This is a genomic window from Chryseobacterium mucoviscidosis, assembly GCF_002177115.1.
Taxonomy (GTDB): Bacteria; Bacteroidota; Bacteroidia; order Flavobacteriales; family Weeksellaceae; genus Chryseobacterium; species Chryseobacterium mucoviscidosis.
This window is the reverse complement of sequence record NZ_MVAG01000088.1, coordinates 1-17,852: the sequence shown is the minus strand read 5'-3', so window position 1 is coordinate 17,852 and position 17,852 is coordinate 1. Positions and strand designations below refer to the sequence as shown.

Below are 17,852 nucleotides of genomic sequence, written 5' to 3'. Positions count from 1 at the left end.
CTTAATCCATCGATTAACATCTTCTCTTTATTAAAAGGAATAAAAATTGCTTTGAAAATTACATTCTCATTTTTTTTGAACCAAACAAATCTGGAAGCTTTTCCAGTAAAAATACATGTCAGAAACACTTTCGCCGCCCCAAAATTCAATTAAAAAAATTCTGCCGCTGATTCTTGCAACGGCAATCTTCATGCAGATGCTGGATTCCACTATTTTGAATACATCTTTGCCTTCCATCGCAAAAGACCTTCAGGAATCTCCGCTGAATATGCAAAACGCCATCATCAGTTATGTTCTTACTTTAGCCGTTTTTATGCCGGCAAGCGGATTTTTGGCAGACCGTTTCGGAACCAAAAAAGTGTTTATATTTTCTCTGATTCTTTTCAGTTTGGGATCTCTGTTTTGTGCCATGTCTCAAAATCTTACGCATCTGGTTATTTCGCGAGTTATTCAGGGAGTCGGAGGAAGTTTGATGACACCTGTCGGAAAATTAGCTCTAATTAAAACGTTCGATAAAAGCGAATTATTAAAAGCCATGAACTTTGCCATTATTCCTGCACTGATCGGCCCCGTTCTCGGTCCTTTGGTGGGAGGTTATATGGTAGATTATCTTTCGTGGCACTGGATTTTTTTAATTAACATCCCGATCGGAATTCTGGGAATTGTTTTAGGCATAAAATTCATGCCCAATTATACATCCAAAGATGTAGATTTTGATCTGAAAGGGTTTTTGATCTTTGCAGCAGCCTCTCTCCTGCTTTCCATTGCTTTGGAACTTTTCGGAGACATGCAGAATACAACACCGGTTCTGGTCATTTTCATTCTAGGATTTCTTTGTCTATATTACTACTACAGACACGCCAAACGTGATGAAAGCCCTCTTTTTCCTTTAAATTTATTTCAGGTAAGAACTTTCAGAGTGGGAATTGTCGGAAATCTTGCCACCAGATTAGGAATCAGCTCTGTTCCGTTGCTTTTACCGCTGATGATTCAGATTGCGTACAAACAATCGGCGGTAACTTCCGGCTGGATCATCGCTCCGATGGCTTTAACCGCAATGTTCGGAAAATCGTATGTGATAAAAATCTTAGACCGTTTTGGTTACCGACAGACTTTAATGACGAATACTTTTATTATCGGAACGCTGATCTGTCTTTTGGCGATTCCCGATATCAACACCTCATTGTATTGGTTTATTCCTATTATTTCCATTTTAGGATTCTTTAATTCCATTCAGTTTACTTCCATGAATACCATTTCTATTGCAGATCTGCGAAATTTCCAGACCAGCAGCGGAAATTCACTTATATCAGTCAATCAGCAGCTTGCCATCGGATTCGGAATTGCTTTCGGATTAATTGTGCTTAAAATTTTCGAAAATACTGATCTTATCCACGGAGAAATCCACAATGCTTTCAGATTTACTTTTCTTACCGTGGGAATTTTAACGATCATTTCCGGATTTATTTTCCGCAGGCTTCATATTTCGGATGGGAAAAATATGAAATCGAAGGAGGATTGATAAAAAATAAACCGATTTGTCGATTTCCTAGTTTAGGCAAAGAAAAAATCAATTGTTCATTGATTTCAGGAGTTTTTTGCAGCTTTCGCTACTCGCTTTTTTTGGATTCGGCGGCTGCTTAGCAGCCGCCGAATCCAAAAAAAGAGCTCAGACATACCTCTCAATGAGCTCTGAAATTGTGGAGTACATTTATTCAACAGGAAATTACAGTTTTATTTCTGGAACCACCCCGTCAAAAATTTCTTCGAAATTTTCGCCACCCCTCCAAAGGAGTGGAATTTTTTAAATCCCAAATAAAAAACTGAAAAAATCCGCTCAGCGCAATCATCAATCATTAATCATCAATCAATCACCCTTATTAACACAGATCAATGTACAGGATTTTTGCTTAAGATACCTTTGCTTCACAATACAACCATATTATGGCAACTAAAAAAATAGAAAAAATAGTATCTCCGAAACCTGCGCATTTTGTGGGCGACGGTTTTAGGGTTCATAATTTTATTCCGGGCGTTCAGGGATTGGATATGAAAAGGATGGATCCATTCATAATGCTCGATTACAATTCAAAATTTCACTTTAACGGAACAGATCGGCCTCGAGGAGTGGGCGTTCATCCGCACCGAGGTTTTGAGACTGTAACCATAGCGTATAAAGGAAAAGTGCAGCACCATGACAGCGCAGGAGGTGGCGGAATTATCGGTGAGGGCGATGTACAGTGGATGACTGCCGCAAAAGGTGTTCTTCACAAAGAATATCATGAAAAAGAATGGGCAAAAGAAGGCGGAATTTTCCAGATGGTTCAGCTTTGGGTAAATCTTCCGTCGGTTTATAAAATGAGCTGTCCGAAATATCAGACAATTAAAAATTCGGATATGACGAAAGTGGATCTTGGAGAAAACGGACATATTGAAGTGATTGCCGGAGAATTTCAAAATCAGAAAGGTCCCGCTTTTACCTTCAGTCCGGTTCACATGATGAATGCAAAACTGAAAAATGGTGGAAAAGCAGCATTCAGCTTTCCGGAAAATTTCAATACTGCTGCATTGGTGATTGAAGGAAGTATTGTCATTAATAATGAAGAAAAAACACCACTTAATCATCTCGTTTTGTTTCAAAATGAAGGAGAAAATTTTACGGTAGAAGCAAAAGAAGACTCAATCGTTTTAATCATCAGCGGAATGCCTTTAAATGAGCCTATCTTTCCTCACGGACCTTTTGTAATGAATTCCAGAGAAGAAATTATGCAGGCTTTTGAAGATTTCAATTTAGGGAGATTCGGTTATCTTGCAGATTAATTTTAATTAAAAATCATCATCAAGCTGTTCTTTTTCTTAATTTTATATATTTAGACGATGGTTCGGAAAATATCCGGATAATTTACTAATTATTTCAAGCCATTAAATAAAACATGGAAACTAATACGATTAAAGAACTGAGAAACAGAATAAACATTCCTTTACATTCAGCCCAAAAACTCCTGAAGAGAAACAATAATGATGTAGAATTAAGTATACAGGAATTTCATCGCAACAAAATTAATACGATATGCAGATTAACTGAATGTGATGATAAAACTGCAAAAAAATATTACCATATCTGTAAGCATGATGAAGAGAAAGCCATGAAAAAAATTCAGGAAAAAATCTTATATCTTACAGCAACACCAAATCAGCAAATTCATAAAATAGGATTTATATTATGGGCTGAAAACAGCAGTCTGGAAAAATATTACATCCCAACAGACAGGGGGATTTTCATTCAATCTAAAGATTTCGATTATGTAATTGATATTTTTAAAGCTGCCGATTCTGAAACGTTTGACATCACAGGTCATAACCGATATAAAAATGAAACGATGAGAAAAATTGTAAATCAGATCGCAAGATTACCTGTAGAAACAGCGGATGAAGAATTATTTTTACGGAATCTGATTAAATGGTTCAATTCCAAACTGAGATTCGCAGAAGAAATCGTAGTTTATGGGAATCTATAAACATTCAACCTCAAAAGTCCTCATTTAAGAATTCAAAATTAAATTAAAAATTAATACAAATAAATCACGCGCATCATGTCAAACATCGGACTTATTATAGAAGAAAAATCTGCGGACATCGGAAACTTTCTGGTCGGAAGATTATTGCCTTTCCGTGAAAAAAGAGCAGTCGGACCTTTCGTTTTTATCGATCATATGGGACCATCCGACTTAAAAGATTATCAGAATCTGGATGTTCCGCCGCATCCGCACATCGGGCTTTCAACATTAACGTATCTTCTGGAAGGATCTATTTTTCACAGAGACAGCATCGGAAGCGCTCTGGAAATAAAACCGGGAGCCGTAAACTGGATGACTGCCGGAAAAGGTGTGGTACACTCCGAAAGAACTCCGGAATACCTACGACATTCTGATAAAAGACTTCACGGATTCCAGATCTGGGTAGGACTTCCGAAACATCTGGAACAGTCTGAACCCACATTTCACCACATTGAAGCAGATGAAATTCCGGTTTGGGAGGAAGACGGAATTCAGTATAAATTAATTGCAGGAGAAGCTTTTGGAAAAAAATCGCCGGTTCCGGTTCACAGCAAGCTGTTTTTTATTGAAATTAAAACCAAAGAGGCAAAAAAGATCAGCATTGGGAAAGATCTTTACGGAGAAGCTGCCATGTACGTTCTGGACGGAACTGTTTCTACTGACGGAAATTCTTACGGATCTAAACAACTGATGATTGCCAAAAACACCCAACTCTGCGAATTTGACATGAGCGAAAACGGAACGGTTTATCTTTTCGGTGGCGAACCATTTGAAGAAGAGCGGTTTATATTCTGGAATTTTGTAAATTCCGAAAAAGAACTGATCGATCAGGCAAAAGTGAACTGGCACGACCAGAACCACGATGCTTTTCCTTTGGTTCCGGGAGATGAAAACGAATATGTCCCGCTTCCGAAAGCTATTTTAAACAGAAAACCGTAATTCAATTTTAAATCATACATGATGAAAATATTAGCATTTGCAGGAAGCTCCTCTTCCACTTCCATCAACAGGGAACTTGTAAAATTCGTTCTAAAAGATTTTAAAGATGAAGAAATCAATCTGATTGATCTGAATGATTTTGATATGCCTGTTTTTTCCGTAGACCGTGAAAAGAAAGGTTTTCCGGAAGAAGCACACCACTTTTTGAAAGCGATAGAAGAATGTGATGTTATTATCTGTTCGCTAGCAGAACACAACAGATCGTACAGCGCCGCTTTTAAAAACGTTTTCGACTGGGCTTCAAGAATCAACGTGAAGGTTTTTCAGGACAAGCCGATGTTTCTGATGTCTACTTCTCCGGGAGGTTACGGCGGCGGAAATGTGATGAACACAGCAAAGACGTTTTTCCCGAATTTCGGAGCGGATATCAAAGAAACTTTCTCGCTTCCTAAATTTTATGAAAATTTTGATCTGGAAAGCGGTGTCATTAATCCTGAAATGCTGAAAGAGCTGAACAGTAAAGTGGAAAATTTCAAAAATACGATCCGCAAATAATGACCAAAGGAAGATTAGAAGCCTTCAGTGACGGGGTTCTTGCGATCATCATCACGATTATGGTACTGGAACTAAAAGTTCCGGAAGGAAACGAATGGCAAAGCCTGAAACCGCTTATCCCGAAATTTCTGGCGTATATTTTCAGCTTTCTGTATGTAGGTATTTACTGGAACAATCATCATCACCTTTTTCAGGCAGTGAAAAAAGTAAACGGAAAAGTTCTCTGGGCAAACCTTCATCTGCTGTTCTGGCTTTCATTAATGCCTTTTGCAACGGAATGGATCGGAGAAACACATTTTGCCAAAAATCCCGTAGCCACTTACGGATTCGGACTGGTACTTTGTGCGATTGCCTATACGATTCTGGAAAATGCGATCATAAAATCCGAAGGGGAAAGCTCTAAGCTGAAACAGGCCATCGCTTCCCGTTTTAAGGAAAATGCATCCATTGTGCTTTATGTTTCAGGAATTATTGTTTCATTTATTTATCCTTATATTGCAGTAGCACTATATTATACGGTTGCTTTGCTCTGGCTGATTCCGGACAGACGAATAGAAAAAACTTTAAACGAAAATTGATATGGAAACACACGAATATGTAAACGGAGAGATTACCGTGCTCTGGCAACCCAAAAAGTGCATCCACGCCGCCGTTTGTGTAAAAACACTTCCGAAAGTGTATAACCCGAAAGAAAGACCGTGGCTGAAACCTGAAAATGCAACCGCAGAAGAACTTAAAAACCAAATCGACCTGTGTCCTTCAGGAGCACTGAGTTATCAATTCAATAAAGAAAAATAATGGCAATCACAGTAAAAGCAAGTCTGGGAACAGAAAAATACTACACCGAAGTTGTTGCGGGAGAAAACACGCTGATTACAGATGAACCTGTAGACAAAGGCGGCGGAAACAAAGGCTTCAATCCTTTTGAAATTCTTGCCACTTCCCTCGCAAGCTGCACAGCGGCAACCTTGAGAATGTACATCGACCGAAAAGAATGGAACGTAGAAAAAATAAATGTTGAAGTGGAACTGGAAAATTTTCCTTTAACGAAAAGAGCCATTTTCAAAAGAGACATCAGCTTTGAAGGCACAAATCTTGATGATGAACAACTGAAAAGACTTCACGCCATAGCAGATGCGTGTCCGATTCATAAAATTCTTACAAACGATATAGAAATACTAACCAAATTTTCATAATATGATTGAAGTAAAACAAACCAACGATCCGAAACACGGAAATTTTGAAGCATTCATAGACGGAAACCATGCAGGATTAATGACATACACCTGGGCTGGAGAAGAAAGATTCATCATCGATCACACAGAAGTTGAAGAAGCATACAACGGAAAAGGCGTTGGGAAAGAAATGCTTCTTGCGGCAGTAGATTTTGCAAGAAAGAACGGAAAAACAATTATTCCGCTTTGTCCTTTTGCAAAGGCTACTTTCCAGAAGCATGAAGAACTTCAGGATGTTCTGGTAAATAAGACACAGGCTTAGTTTTAGGCTAAGGTTGACGTTAAGTTTGAGCTTCTGAGTTCTCAGCCTTAACTTCAACATTACATATAAAACCTTCCGGAAATATATCCTGAAGGTTTTTTCTTTTTAGGCAGAACAGAAAAAAACTATATTTGCTAAAATTTAAATTAAAGCATGAATTCCGGAACTGTTCTTTTGCTGTTTGTTTTTATCTATTTCATCGGACTTTTGGTTATTTCTTATTTTACAAGCCGAAATTCTGATAATCAGTCGTTTTTTATCGGGAATAAAAAAAGTAAATGGTGGCTTGTTGCTTTCGGAATGATCGGAACCAGCTTAAGCGGAGTAACATTTATTTCCGTTCCCGGAACAGTCGGGAAAATGACGGGAACTGAATACATCTACGGCGGATTCGAATATTATATGATGGTGATAGGCTTTTTCATCGGATATTTTATTGTTGCCGCAATTCTTCTTCCGCTGTATTACAAAATGAACCTCACCTCAATTTATACGTATTTAGGCAAAAGATTCAATGTTGAAGCACATAAGATCGGGTCAATATTTTTTATTATTTCAAGGGCAATTGGTGCAACGGCAAGGTTATATTTAGTGGTCAACGTTCTTCAGATTTTCCTTCTGGAAGGTTTGGGCGTTCCTTTCTGGGTTACCGCTTTAGTTCTGCTGTTAATGGTGCTTTTATATACGTTTGAAGGCGGTGTAAAAACAATTGTGATTACCGATACTTTACAGACTTCATTCATGATTATCAGTCTCATTGCCTGTATCGTTTATATTTTATCCCATTTAAATTTATCATTAGGCGAGGCATATACGATTTTAGAACAGAAAAATTATACCCACTTCATCAATTTTGATCCGAATTCCAAAACATTTTTCCTGAAAACGATTTTAGGGGGAATTTTCATTACGATTGCGATGACAGGACTGGATCAGGAAATGATGCAGAAAAATATCTCTGTGGATAATCTTAAAAATTCGAAGAAAAATATGCTCACTTTCGCAGGAACGCTGCTTTTTGTGAATCTTGCATTCCTGTTTCTAGGTGGTCTTCTTTATCTTTTTGCTTTGCAGAACGGTGCAGAATATGGAAAAATAGACGGAGAAACCGTTACCAATATTTTCGGGTTCAAAGATTCTGCGGGTAACATTAAAAATATTATGGGAGACGATCTGTTTCCCGCTTTATCGCTTCAGGGGCATTTCCCGATGATCATTTCTGTTATCTTCATTATCGGATTAATTTCGGCATTATTTCCTTCTGCGGATGGCGCTTTAACTGCCATTACGAGTTCGTATTGCGTAGATCTTTTAAATCTTAATGAAGATAAAAACAAAACGGAGAAAGAGAAAAAACAACTTCGTATGAAGGTTCATTTAACGTTCACGATCATTTTCTTTATTCTGATTATGGTCTTTAAAGCTTTGAATGACAAATCGATTGTTTACCTCATCATGGAGATTGCAGGATATACTTACGGACCGCTTTTAGGACTTTTCGCCTTCGGAATTTTCACAAAGTTTCAGATTTCAAGGAAATATTCAATTTTGGCGGTAACGATTTTAGCTCCGGTAGCAACGTACATTATCAATTATCTGGTAACAACGTATACGGATTACAGAATCGGGGTAGAATTAATTATTTTGAATGGTCTATTAACATTTGTAGGTTTATTTATCATAAGACAAGGAAAATCTGATTCTGAAAAGAAATTTTGGTACATATTCTTAACAATTCTTATCATTGCAAGGTTAATTTTTAAACTATTTATCAATTAATATTATATTCAGGCAGCTAATCAACTTCCGCACCAGCTTTTTTTGTGTCACAAAAAAGTCGGGCTGCAGTTAAAATACAATATAAACTTTGTCAAAGATTTTCAACTTTGACAAAGTAACAAACAAAATCCGGGTAAAATATCTGGATTTTCCACATTTCCGTAAGCCATTAAAAAATTGTAAATTCGCATACAAATAAATCTTATATAATGAGTAAAAGTATTGAAGAGTTAAAATCTCTTACTACACAAATCAGAAGAGACATTTTAAGAATGGTTCATGCTGTAAATTCCGGTCACCCGGGAGGAAGTTTAGGTTGTACTGAATATTTCACAGCCCTTTACGGAAAGGTAATGAACTATCATCTTCCTTTCACGATGGAAGGTAAAAATGAAGATCATTTCTATCTTTCTAACGGACATATTTCTCCGGTATTCTATTCTACTTTGGCAAGATTCGGATTTTTTCCGGTTCAGGAGCTTAGTACATTCAGAAAATTAGATTCAAGATTACAAGGACACCCGACGACTCACGAAGGTCTTCCGGGCGTAAGAGTAGCTTCAGGTTCTTTAGGACAGGGGCTTTCTGTAGCTTTGGGTGTTGCTCAGGGTAAAAAACTGGACGGAGATCACTCTTTGGTTTACTCTCTTCATGGTGATGGCGAATTGCAGGAAGGTCAGGTTTGGGAAGCATTTATGTACGCAGCAGCCAAAAAAGTTGACAATATTATTTCTACCATCGATTATAACGGACAACAGATCGACGGAAGTACAGATAACGTACTTTCTTTAGGAAACCTTCATGCAAAACTGGAAGCTTTCGGATGGACAGTTCTGGAAGAGAAAAACGGTAACGACCTTGAGGCGGTAATTGCTATTCTCGAAAAAGCAAAAACAGAAACCGGAAAAGAAAAACCGGTAGCCATTATTCTTCATACAGAAATGGGTTACGGTGTAGATTATATGATGGGAACTCACGCTTGGCACGGAAAAGCTCCGAACGATGAGCAACTGGAAACAGCATTCAAACAGTTATACTTAGAGGCTCCGGCTGATTATTAATTATTAGTAATGAGTAATTGGTAATAAGTAATCTTAATTAATAATTAGAAAAAAAATGAAATTTACATATACAGAAAAAAAAGATACACGTTCAGGATTCGGAGCCGGATTGGCTGAACTTGCAGATAAAAATCCTAATGTTGTGGCGCTTTGTGCAGACCTTATCGGTTCTTTGAAGATGGAAAAATTCATTGAAAAGGCTCCTGAAAGATTTTTTCAGGTAGGTATTGCAGAAGCGAATATGATGGGTCTTGCAGCCGGTCTAAGCATTACAGGAAAAATTCCTTTTACGGGAACTTTCGCTAACTTTTCCACTTCAAGAGTTTACGACCAGATTCGTCAGTCTATTGCCTATTCCAATAAAAATGTAAAAATCTGTGCTTCTCACGCGGGTCTTACTTTGGGTGAAGACGGTGCAACACACCAGGTTTTAGAAGACATCGGAATGATGAAAATGCTTCCGGGAATGACGGTGATTAATCCTTGTGATTACAACCAGACAAAAGCAGCTACTCTTGCGATTGCTGATTTTGAAGGTCCGGTTTATTTAAGATTCGGAAGACCTGTAGTTCCTGTTTTCATTCCGGAAGATATGCCTTTCGAGATCGGAAAAGGGATTATGCTTCAGGAAGGAACGGATGTAACGATTGTTGCAACCGGTCATTTGGTTTGGGAATCTTTGCTTGCTGCAGATGAGCTTGAAAAAGAAGGTATTTCCTGTGAAGTGATCAATATCCACACGATTAAACCTTTGGACGAAGAAATCATCTTAAAATCTGTTGAAAAGACAGGAAAAATCGTAACGGCTGAAGAACACAACTACATCGGTGGTCTGGGAGAATCTGTTGCGGGAATGTTGGCAAGAAAAAGACCGACAAGACAGGAATTTGTAGCAGTGAACGATACTTTCGGAGAATCTGCAACGCCTGCTGAACTGATGAAGAAATATAAAATTGATTCTACTGCCGTGAAAGAAGCAGTGAAGAGAATTTTAGATAAATAATCAATTTGTTTTACATTATAAAAGCTGTTCCGGTTGGGACAGCTTTTTTTTTCCAATTTAATTTCTATGAATTTAAATCTTTACCTAAAAAACTTCCATTTCGGAATAATCGCCAACATTCCGAAACCTGTAAAAAGGAAAAGATTCGTAACGTCGGTGTAAAGGAAAGTAGACAGGTAATAGTTGTGCATGAAGAAATGCAGAACCAATAACGCAGGAAAGGCAAAGATGCCTATTTTTCTGTAAAAAAATATCAACACAATACTTATCACCATTAAGGCATCAATCGCAAAAATAGTGTAAGCATACCAAGCCGGGATATTAAGGGTTTCGTGTTGCAAATATTCATCAAGATCGATCCCGAATCCCATAACCGTAAATAAGAGCAATGCTGCAAGAGCAAGGATGAAACCCCACCCTTTCCTCGGATCTTCGTCAAAATAGCTGTATTCTTCCATAACTACAAAAATAAAGAACTTATGAGAGATTTCATAAGTTCTTTTATATAATTCGTTTAAAATTTGATTATACAGAGATCGCGTTAATCAGTCTGTTTTTGTCGCTTAAGTACTCTTCCATAGAAATCATACTTTCTGTTCTCATTACATCCTGAATATCATCGATTTGATAGATGATTCTCTTTGCGTCGTCTGTATTCTTAGCTCTCACTTTGCAGAAAATGTTATATTTTCCGGAAATTACGCTCGCTTCAATTACGTTTGGAATAGTAGATAGTTCTTTCAGAACTTCCTGAGTTCTGTTGGATTTGGTTAATAAGATCCCGATAAAAGCAGTGAAGTGATAGTCTAACTTTCCGTAATCTATATTAAGAGATGATCCCAAAATAATACCTGCATCCTCCATCTTTTTCACTCTTACGTGAATTGTACCCGCAGAAACATCCATCTGCTTAGCAATTTCTGTAAAAGGCATTCTTGTGTTCTCTACTAAGAAATCAAGAATTTTCTTGTCTATTTCGTCCAGTTGATAGTTCATATTAGTTAAATTACAATTTCTTTAAAAAATCTACATATTTTTTGCAAATTTATAAAAAATAAATTAACAAAAAAAATTATAACAAAGATTAACAATAATTAACACATATGACAAAAATCATTAAAATATTCTGATTATTTACTACCTGATTTTACAGAATCTGTTTTTATTTCAGTTTGCTCAGCCGTTTGTTTTTTATCTTTTTTCTTCTTTTTAAATATAGAATTAAAACTCTTAGACCAAACAATACCCGCTCCATACGCTTGGTTCGCCGTTCCGTTTGATCCTGCTCCGTTCACCATTCCAATATTGGAAGGCTTGGAATATCCTCTTAATAAAAGGCTTCCGTCGTTCTTCTTGGAAATATCATATTCTATCGTTCCTTCCCCGGAAAGATAATTAACGTCTGTATTTTCAGTTTTCGTAAGCGGAATTCCCAGTCCTGTCTTTACTTTAACTCTTGGAGAAAGTGCAAAACTAACTCCTGCATTCGCTCTGTCTCCTACATTGGAATACTGGTCTCCTTTTACGTAATTCAGGTCGATCTGGAATTCGCTGCTCATCGTATTCAATACAGATCCCAATTGTTTCAGCAATAAATTATACCCTTGATTTTGTGCTACATCTCCCACATTTACATTCACTCCTCCTGTCTCTGAAACATTAAAGGTACTCAACAATAAGACTGATCCAAACTGAAGTACTTTTTCTCCTTCCTGACTCATTTTTGCCGCCAAAGTTTCTTTAATCTGGCTGGAAACATCCAAAGCTGTTACATTAAGGTCAATTTTAGGATCAATCAGCGATTGGGTAATATTTGCCTGAAGCAGAACACTAATCGGCTGAAGACTTCCCATATTCAGGTATTCTCCAGCGTTGGAAACCATTCTTACATAGTTCGCTGTGATATCTAAAGCAGGCTTCATTGCATCACCGTCCCATCTTATGCTGCTTCCTTTCTCAATCTGGAACGTTTTGTTAAGAATAGCCTTAGAAACAAAAGTTCCGTTATCTACCTTATACGCTCCGTTCATGGCAATATTTCCCTGTCGGCTCATCTGGAAACGAAGTTTTTCCGCTGCTCCTTTTACCATGATATTTCCTACCCCATCTCCAATAAGAACATTTACGGTGGTTCCTTTATCTACATCCAAAGCAAAATCAATATTCATATTCGCTCCGGATTTTTTCTTTTCATCCAAAGTAACCAGACCGTCTTTTCCTTCTTTTAAAAATTTCAGCATTTTGAATTCTTCAACATTGGAGGTAGAACCCGAGTTGAAAGTAAATGTACTTCCGCTTAAAGCCTTCATATTAGGCGTGGAAATACTCAACCCAGAAACAGGTCCGTCTACATAAAGATCACCCTGTCCGTAAACTCTCCCCCAGAATAAATCCAGATCTTTCTGTGTGGTATTCAGCATTAATAAATTATCGGCTCTCATTACGAGGTTGACTCCCATCGATGAGAGGGTTTCAAACTGTATCGCTCCGGAAATATTCCCTTTAGAATTGGTTCTTCCGTCATGCACCTCAACGCTGTTCAGAATCGCCAAACCTTTGGTTAAAGGAATTACAGTATCATCAAAAGAATAATCTACACCGGTAAACAAAAGTTTTAACCCGAATCCCTTAAGCGCAATATCGCCGCTGTAATCCAGATTGCTGAATTTCCCTGAAATTTTAAGATCTCCGGTTGCTTTTCCTCTCAGATTTCCAAAAACTGAAGTCACGAACTGCTGCGCAAAAGCAACATCAAAATCACGCATTTCTGCGGTAAGATCAATGGTTGGAGAAGCTGTATTGTTGTTTACCGTTCCTGTTACATGAAGGCTGTTATTGCCTATAATTCCTGCGGAATTTACTTTGATATCTACATCGTATACATTCAGGGAATAACTGTTGGTTGCAGAAATGGTAATATCCCCCATATCATTTCCGTTCATCATGATATCATCAATCGTCATATCCACCAAAGGCTGCAATGTGTTTTTATCCATTTTAATCTTCACGCTTCCGTTTGCAAGACCTTTAATGTTCATAGAATTTCCTCCGGCCTGCATATCCAGCAGCTTTTCGATGGCAAAATTATCCACTTCCGCATCTACATAAAAATCCTTTGCCGACTTAAACTGGGCATCTTTAATAAACAATGCACTGTTGTCTGAAAAAATCCTAAGATTCTGAATATCAAAATCGCCTTCTTTTTTACGGTAGGTAATGGAATGGTTGAGTTCAGGACTGGTATCTATCGCCCACGTTACGTCATTAAACTTCACCTCAGTAGGCTCAAACCTGAACACAAAATCTCCTCCTGCGTTGGTAGACTGGTTAACGTTGATGGCATATTCTTTAAGATTATCATCAAGCTCATCTTCTGGACTTCCATGCTTAAATTTCGTTGCAAGATGAAGAATGGTATTATCTTCATTTCTTCCGCTTAACGTAATATCTTTAAGGACATTTTTATTGTATAAAACCCTGTTGATTTTAGCATAAATCTGCTCATTAAGATTTGCGGTATTGATTCTTACCATGACGCTGTCTACCATCGCGCTGTCTCTGGTAATATTATCTCTTTCGTTGATCTGATAATCAGGATTTGCAGCAGCCAGAGCTTTATCCGCTTCTGTGATCTCCTGAGTTTTCGTCATGATATATTTCAGTGAAGCCGCATCTACATTCAGGATCAGATTATTGGAATTTCCGTCGTACTGTCCTTCTACTTTTGCGCCCTGCGGAATTTTAAGATCCGGTAAAAAATAGCTTACCAAACCTTGCTGCACATCAAAATTCATGGCAAAAGTCTGTCCCCTGTACATTTTTCTCGGCGCAGGACCCACAAGAATTTTATTGAGTCCGTTTTCTACCATTCCGGCAAGATCTCCTAAATTATATCTTCCTGAAATTTTTCCGTTAACAGCTCCCGGAGCATCCACATCAATTACACGACCTCCGTTTTCTACAAAAGTCTTCAGCTTTGCATTCGGAATGGAATATTTCTGAGTTGCCGTTGCAAAATTAATTCCGCTGGCTTCCACATCCAGTGTTAAATCGTTGATGGACGACATTGCCATTTTACCATTTACCTTCCCGCTTACAATCTGGTTTCCGGGTTTGTTGGTAAAATAATTCATGTTCAGATAATTAACATCCGCATTCACATTCATCGAAATTCTTGAAGTGCTGAAATCAATTAATCCTTTTATGGTTGCTTTTGCCTGTTCATCATTCACGGTGATGAGTCCATTGTATTTTTTATGATCCAATAATCCGTCGAGATACAGATTATTGATCTCCTTATTCATAATTTCAATGCTCGAAATCTGTGATTTCGTTGTCAGTTTCATCGTATTCACATCGAAACTCTGTCCGTTGATATTGAACTTCCCAGAAATTAATCCTACTGATTTGTTTTTTGTAATCACGGAAGTATTAAGATCTTTCACTTCGGCTATTCCGACATATTTTGGCATCGGAGAGCTGTATTCCGTTAAAGAAAAATTCGTGATTTTTGCCTGCCCGATTCCCGTCATCAGATTTCCGTTTGAAACATAGACACGGTTAGGATTTACACTTGCGGTTCCGTTGTATTTTAATTTTCCGAAATCATCCGCAAAGTTCTTCATTTTTTTAGCGATGAATGAAGGCATCATGGCTTTCAGGTCTTTATACGTAAAGTCTGCAGAAAGATCATTGGTTTCAATTAAAAAATTACCTTTCAGCAATTTATTCACCTTCATTTTTTTGGTGGCAATATTCACATCAGGATTTCGAATGAGAAAATTATCCAGCTTAAAATCATTCAGCGGACCTGTCATTTTTCCTGAAACATTGAAAGGTTTAAAATTATCCCAGTTCGTTACAAAATAACTGATATCGTAACCGCTTAACTGGCTTCCCAGTTTTAGGTTCATGTCCCATTTTACTTTGTCTGCAAAATCTGCCCACGAACCGTCATCATGAAGGTTAAATTTAATATCTCCCTGTAAAAGCGAGTGATCTGTATTTAAAGTAAGATCTTTCAGGAAAAGATATTCCGGCGTCATGGAAAGCTCGGTAGAAAAAGTATCCACAAAATGAGATTTCCCCCATCTTGTTGTGGTGAAAGACATATTATTGATTGATCCTGAAATATTTCTTCCGTTTACTTTTACATTCGGGGCAATCAGGTTAAAGTTGGTTGCGGTTAACCATTTTCCTTTTTCACCCGGAGAATTCAGATTGACGATGGAAACTTTAGAATCCAGAATCTGCAATCTCGAATCGAGCTGAAACGGAGGTTTATTGGGATCTCTTTTTTTACCGCTGTCGAATAATTGTGTAAAACGGATAAAGTTTGAAATGCTGTCGCCTTTGTACGTAATCACTTTTACATCCGCATTTTTTAAAGTAAGGGAATTGAAGCTTAAAGAATTATTTTTGGTAATATTGGAGGCTAAAGAAAGCCAGTTGGAATTCGCAATAAATTCTTTGGACTGAATAAAATCGTATCCTTTGTAATCTTTGATTTTTAAACCTTTGATTTTTACATTTCCGAAAAAATTAACCTCAACACTTTCGGTTGACATCTGTGCTTTAAAGTCGCGATTAACAATTTGTAACGCCTGATCTGCTGCCCACTGCTTTGTAGAAGGAAGATTAATAATTACAAAAATGGCTGCCACCAAAGCCAAACCCAGCCAGAAGAGAATCAGTAAAAGTTTTGCCCACCAGGAATAACTCGTAACGTCTTTTACCGCCTGTTTTCCAAATTCTCCAGCCGTTTCAATGGGATGATTAATGGCATCTGAAGCAAGTTCGGATGCTTCTTTAACTGTTTCTTTTACAACACCTTCCGCATTTTCAACAGCTTTCTGTACCTGATTACCTAAGTTACCAGCTACTGATTTTTTGTTCTCATTCTCGTTATTATTCTCTAACTTTGCCATTATTATGAGCGACTCTATAATTTTAGGTATTGAATCGTCCTGCGACGATACATCAGCAGCTATCATCAAGGGAAATTCTATTCTTTCGAATATTGCAGCGAATCAGGCGATCCATAAAGAATATGGCGGTGTGGTTCCTGAGCTGGCTTCGCGTGCGCATCAGCAAAATATTATCCCCGTTGTTGAAAAATCCTTAACAAAAGCAAATATACAACAAAATGCAATTTCTGCGATAGGATTTACACGCGGACCGGGACTTTTAGGTTCTCTTCTTGTAGGAACGTCATTTGCTAAGTCTTTGGCAATGAGTTTGGATGTTCCGCTTATTGAGGTAAACCATCTCCAGGCGCACATTTTAGCCCATTTCATCGAGGATGCAAATCCTGTGCCGCCAAAGTTCCCTTTTTTATGTCTTACCGTGAGCGGCGGACACACAATGATTGTTCTGGTTAAAGATTATTTCGACATGGAAATTATCGGGAAAACGACTGATGATGCCGCAGGAGAAGCATTTGATAAAATCGGGAAGATATTCGACCTTGATTATCCGGCAGGTCCTATTATCGACAGACTGGCTAAAGAAGGAAATCCGGATGCTTTTACCTTCAATAAGCCTAAACTGGAAAATTACGATTATTCGTTCAGCGGAATTAAGACTTCGGTGCTGTATTTTATTCAGAAAGAAGTAAAAAAAGATCCTGATTTCATTAAAAATAATATGAATGATCTTTGCGCTTCGGTACAGAAAACGATTATTGAAATTCTGATGAACAAACTGGAAAAGGCAGCCAAAGATTTAAATATTAATGAAGTAGCGATTGCAGGAGGAGTTTCGGCAAATTCGGCATTGAGAACGGCGATGCAGAACAATCATGAAAAACTGGGCTGGAATATTTACATTCCGAAATTTGAATATACTACGGATAACGCGGCGATGATTGCGATGGTTGCTCAGTTAAAATTTGAGCGTGGAGAATTTACCGATCTGAGAACTTCAGCAACCGCAAAATACGATTTATGAAAATACTGTTAGAAGAAAAAATACTTGGCAAACATTCTAAGAAGAATTCAAAATATTACTGGATCTTAGAAACGGTAACGGGTAAGAATGAAGCATCGGAGGATTTCGCCGATTATTTTCCGGCAAGCTCAGAAACGGGATATGTTCAGAATATTAAGGAAGAAATTATTGAGCAGATTAATGCAGAAAATGTTTTCAGTTTTGAATATGAACCGAAAGAGGGAGATTATTTATCCATCAAAAATAATTTAAGAAAAAACGAATATCTGAACTTGATTTTCATCAACAATAAATGGATTGAGGAAATTTACACCTGTTCCTACAGAGATTGTGAAGGCGATATTTATACAACCATAAAAACAGGAGTGGCATTTTTAAGCGAAAATGAAACTTATTTTTAATAGTTAGTTAGAAAAATTCAGGCAGATTATAAATATTTGGTATTGTTAAATTAAAATATATTTCATAAATTAGTATTATGAAATGTTATAAATGTCAATCATTAGATAAAGT

General features: G+C 37.5%; 17 protein-coding genes. 14 read left to right on the top strand and 3 right to left on the bottom strand.

Annotation, left to right across the window (positions count from 1 at the left end; all coding sequences use genetic code 11):
• The first annotated feature begins 115 nt into the window (after nt 1-115).
• The 12 genes from B0E34_RS05285 (at nt 116) to B0E34_RS05225 (ending at nt 10,391) form a co-directional block, all read left to right on the top strand.
• Nucleotides 116-1,522 (top strand): MFS transporter, encoded by a 1,407-nt coding sequence (locus B0E34_RS05285; protein ID WP_087707589.1) that lies wholly within the window; start codon nt 116-118, stop codon nt 1,520-1,522.
• 422 nt (nt 1,523-1,944) lie between these two features.
• Nucleotides 1,945-2,820, top strand: a complete 876-nt coding sequence (locus tag B0E34_RS05275) for a pirin family protein (protein ID WP_087707583.1) — start codon at nt 1,945-1,947, stop codon at nt 2,818-2,820.
• Nucleotides 2,821-2,933: 113 nt separating this feature from the next.
• A complete protein-coding gene (locus B0E34_RS05270) occupies nt 2,934-3,518 on the top strand; it encodes a hypothetical protein (protein WP_087707580.1) in 585 nt (194 codons plus the stop codon).
• 75 nt (nt 3,519-3,593) lie between these two features.
• Nucleotides 3,594-4,496 carry a pirin family protein gene (locus B0E34_RS05265; protein WP_076395687.1) on the top strand — a complete coding sequence of 301 codons (903 nt, stop codon included), beginning with the start codon at nt 3,594-3,596 and terminating at the stop codon, nt 4,494-4,496.
• A 21-nt stretch (nt 4,497-4,517) separates the two neighbouring features.
• Nucleotides 4,518-5,051, top strand: a complete 534-nt coding sequence (locus tag B0E34_RS05260; protein ID WP_087707747.1) for an NADPH-dependent FMN reductase — start codon at nt 4,518-4,520, stop codon at nt 5,049-5,051.
• Complete coding sequence (locus tag B0E34_RS05255; protein ID WP_087707576.1) at nt 5,051-5,629, top strand: TMEM175 family protein; 579 nt, start codon at nt 5,051-5,053, stop codon at nt 5,627-5,629. The genes B0E34_RS05260 and B0E34_RS05255 overlap by 1 nt, the downstream gene beginning before the upstream one ends.
• 1 nt (nt 5,630) lies before the next feature.
• Nucleotides 5,631-5,849, top strand: a complete 219-nt coding sequence (locus tag B0E34_RS05250; RefSeq protein WP_087707574.1) for a (4Fe-4S)-binding protein — start codon at nt 5,631-5,633, stop codon at nt 5,847-5,849.
• Nucleotides 5,849-6,247, top strand: coding sequence for an OsmC family protein (locus B0E34_RS05245; RefSeq protein WP_087707571.1), 399 nt, complete (start codon nt 5,849-5,851; stop codon nt 6,245-6,247). The genes B0E34_RS05250 and B0E34_RS05245 overlap by 1 nt, the downstream gene beginning before the upstream one ends.
• Before the next feature lies 1 nt (nt 6,248).
• Nucleotides 6,249-6,548: a GNAT family N-acetyltransferase gene (locus B0E34_RS05240; protein WP_175608849.1), complete on the top strand. Its 300-nt coding sequence runs from the start codon at nt 6,249-6,251 to the stop codon at nt 6,546-6,548.
• A gap of 153 nt (nt 6,549-6,701) precedes the next feature.
• Nucleotides 6,702-8,327 carry a sodium:solute symporter gene (locus B0E34_RS05235; protein ID WP_228423019.1) on the top strand — a complete coding sequence of 542 codons (1,626 nt, stop codon included), beginning with the start codon at nt 6,702-6,704 and terminating at the stop codon, nt 8,325-8,327.
• Nucleotides 8,328-8,536: 209 nt separating this feature from the next.
• Nucleotides 8,537-9,388 (top strand): transketolase, encoded by an 852-nt coding sequence (locus B0E34_RS05230; protein WP_087707568.1) that lies wholly within the window; start codon nt 8,537-8,539, stop codon nt 9,386-9,388.
• A 55-nt stretch (nt 9,389-9,443) separates the two neighbouring features.
• On the top strand, nt 9,444-10,391 hold the full coding sequence (locus B0E34_RS05225; RefSeq protein WP_087707565.1) for a transketolase family protein: 948 nt from the start codon (nt 9,444-9,446) through the stop codon (nt 10,389-10,391).
• Between the two features lie 80 nt (nt 10,392-10,471).
• On the opposite strand, the gene B0E34_RS05220 is transcribed toward B0E34_RS05225, so the two are convergent.
• From B0E34_RS05220 to B0E34_RS05210, 3 genes are all read right to left on the bottom strand, one after another.
• Complete coding sequence (locus B0E34_RS05220; RefSeq protein WP_087707562.1) at nt 10,472-10,849, bottom strand: hypothetical protein; 378 nt, start codon at nt 10,847-10,849, stop codon at nt 10,472-10,474.
• A 67-nt stretch (nt 10,850-10,916) separates the two neighbouring features.
• Nucleotides 10,917-11,387, bottom strand: coding sequence for an Lrp/AsnC family transcriptional regulator (locus B0E34_RS05215; protein ID WP_029298841.1), 471 nt, complete (start codon nt 11,385-11,387; stop codon nt 10,917-10,919).
• A 134-nt stretch (nt 11,388-11,521) separates the two neighbouring features.
• A complete protein-coding gene (locus B0E34_RS05210) occupies nt 11,522-16,318 on the bottom strand; it encodes a translocation/assembly module TamB domain-containing protein (protein WP_087707560.1) in 4,797 nt (1,598 codons plus the stop codon).
• A gap of 4 nt (nt 16,319-16,322) precedes the next feature.
• Between B0E34_RS05210 and tsaD the strand changes: the two genes are divergently transcribed.
• A complete protein-coding gene (gene tsaD, locus B0E34_RS05205; protein WP_087707557.1) occupies nt 16,323-17,339 on the top strand; it encodes a tRNA (adenosine(37)-N6)-threonylcarbamoyltransferase complex transferase subunit TsaD in 1,017 nt (338 codons plus the stop codon).
• Nucleotides 17,336-17,740, top strand: coding sequence for a hypothetical protein (locus B0E34_RS05200; RefSeq protein WP_087707555.1), 405 nt, complete (start codon nt 17,336-17,338; stop codon nt 17,738-17,740). The genes tsaD and B0E34_RS05200 overlap by 4 nt, the downstream gene beginning before the upstream one ends.
• The last annotated feature ends 112 nt before the right edge of the window (nt 17,741-17,852 follow it).